Consider the following 2,999-nt stretch of genomic DNA (forward strand, 5'->3'; position numbering starts at 1 on the left):
CGATCGATTAGTATTCGTCAGCTCCATGTGTCACCACACTTCCACCTCGAACCTATCTACCTCATCGTCTTTGAGGGATCTTACTTACTTGCGTAATGGGAAATCTCATCTTGAGGGGGGCTTCATGCTTAGATGCTTTCAGCACTTATCCCGTCCACACATAGCTACCCAGCGATGCCTTTGGCAAGACAACTGGTACACCAGCGGTGTGTCCATCCCGGTCCTCTCGTACTAAGGACAGCTCCTCTCAAATTTCCTACGCCCACGACGGATAGGGACCGAACTGTCTCACGACGTTCTGAACCCAGCTCGCGTACCGCTTTAATGGGCGAACAGCCCAACCCTTGGGACCGACTACAGCCCCAGGATGCGATGAGCCGACATCGAGGTGCCAAACCTCCCCGTCGATGTGGACTCTTGGGGGAGATAAGCCTGTTATCCCCGGGGTAGCTTTTATCCGTTGAGCGATGGCCCTTCCATGCGGAACCACCGGATCACTAAGCCCGTCTTTCGACCCTGCTCGACTTGTAGGTCTCGCAGTCAAGCTCCCTTGTGCCTTTACACTCTACGAATGATTTCCAACCATTCTGAGGGAACCTTTGGGCGCCTCCGTTACCTTTTAGGAGGCGACCGCCCCAGTCAAACTGTCCGCCTGACACTGTCTCCTGCCCCGCTAAGGGGCATGGGTTAGAATTTCAATACAACCAGGGTAGTATCCCACCGACGCCTCCTTCGAAGCTGGCGCTCCGAGATCTCTGGCTCCTACCTATCCTGTACAAGTTGTACCAAAATTCAATATCAGGCTACAGTAAAGCTCCACGGGGTCTTTCCGTCCTGTCGCGGGTAACCTGCATCTTCACAGGTACTATAATTTCACCGAGTCTCTCGTTGAGACAGTGCCCAGATCGTTACGCCTTTCGTGCGGGTCGGAACTTACCCGACAAGGAATTTCGCTACCTTAGGACCGTTATAGTTACGGCCGCCGTTTACTGGGGCTTCAATTCGCAGCTTCGCTTGCGCTAACCACTCCTCTTAACCTTCCAGCACCGGGCAGGCGTCAGCCCCTATACGTCACCTTACGGTTTTGCAGAGACCTGTGTTTTTGCTAAACAGTCGCCTGGGCCTATTCACTGCGGCTCTCATGCGCTTGCACGCTCAAGAGCACCCCTTCTCCCGAAGTTACGGGGTCATTTTGCCGAGTTCCTTAACGAGAGTTCTCTCGCACACCTTAGGATTCTCTCCTCGACTACCTGTGTCGGTTTGCGGTACGGGCACCTCTCACCTCGATAGAGGCTTTTCTTGGCAGTGTGAAATCAGGAACTTCGTCCATACGGACTCGCCATCACAGCTCAACGTTACAGTGTGCGGATTTGCCTACACACACGCCTTACTGCTTGGACGCGCACAACCAACGGCGCGCTTACCCTATCCTACTGCGTCCCCCCATTTCTCAAACGGTGAGGAGGTGGTACAGGAATATCAACCTGTTGTCCATCGCCTACGCCTATCGGCCTCGGCTTAGGTCCCGACTAACCCTGAGCGGACGAGCCTTCCTCAGGAAACCTTAGTCATACGGTGGACGGGATTCTCACCCGTCTTTCGCTACTCATACCGGCATTCTCACTTCTAAGCGCTCCACCAGTCCTTCCGATCTGACTTCAACGCACTTAGAACGCTCTCCTACCACTGACATCGTAGATGTCAATCCACAGCTTCGGTGAATCGTTTAGCCCCGATACATTTTCGGCGCAGCGTCACTCGACCAGTGAGCTATTACGCACTCTTTAAATGATGGCTGCTTCTAAGCCAACATCCTGGTTGTCTGTGCAACGCCACATCCTTTTCCACTTAACGATTACTTTGGGACCTTAGCTGGTGGTCTGGGCTGTTTCCCTTTTGACTACGGATCTTATCACTCGCAGTCTGACTCCCGTGTATAAATATCTGGCATTCGGAGTTTGTCTGAATTCGGTAAACCGGGATGGCCCCCTAGTCCAAACAGTGCTCTACCTCCAGTATTCTCATCACGAGGCTAGCCCTAAAGCTATTTCGGAGAGAACCAGCTATCTCCAAGTTCGATTGGAATTTCTCCGCTACCCACACCTCATCCCCGCACTTTTCAACGTGCGTGGGTTCGGGCCTCCAGTAAGTGTTACCTCACCTTCACCCTGGACATGGGTAGATCACCTGGTTTCGGGTCTACGACCACGTACTATTTCGCCCTATTCAGACTCGCTTTCGCTGCGGCTCCGCCTTCTAAAGCTTAACCTCGCACGTAATCGTAACTCGCCGGTTCATTCTACAAAAGGCACGCTATCACCCATTAACGGGCTCTAACTACTTGTAGGCACACGGTTTCAGGATCTCTTTCACTCCCCTTCCGGGGTGCTTTTCACCTTTCCCTCACGGTACTGGTTCACTATCGGTCACTAGGTAGTATTTAGCCTTGGGAGATGGTCCTCCCGGATTCCGACGGAATTTCACGTGTTCCGCCGTACTCAGGATCCACTCAGGAGAGAACGAACTTTCGACTACAGGGCTTTTACCTGCTCTGGCGGACCTTTCCAAGTCGCTTCATCTAACTCGCTCTTTTGTAACTCCGTATAGAGTGTCCTACAACCCCAAGAGGCAAGCCTCTTGGTTTGGGCTCTTCCCGTTTCGCTCGCCGCTACTCAGGGAATCGATTTTTCTTTCTCTTCCTCCAGGTACTTAGATGTTTCAGTTCCCTGGGTCTGCCTTCAAGACGCTATGTATTCACGTCAAGATACTACGCGATTAAACGTAGTGGGTTCCCCCATTCGGAAATCTCCGGATCAAAGCTCACTTACAGCTCCCCGAAGCATATCGGTGTTAGTGCCGTCCTTCTTCGGCTCCTAGTGCCAAGGCATTCGCCGTGCGCCCTTAATAACTTAACCAAGTTATTAAGCCTATAAAAAACTTAAAAAATAAATGTGTTTGTTACAATTTCAATGTCGTTTTATCCAGTTTTCAAAGAACAA

General features: G+C 51.8%; 1 rRNA gene. It reads right to left on the reverse strand.

Features of this window, described 5'->3' with window-relative positions:
- Window positions 1-2,915 (reverse strand): 23S ribosomal RNA (locus AC1RFD_RS22275); the annotation flags it as partial.
- Between the last annotated feature and the right edge of the window lie 84 nt (window positions 2,916-2,999).

The organism is Lysinibacillus sp. GW823-FHT02G10, from assembly GCF_058797135.1.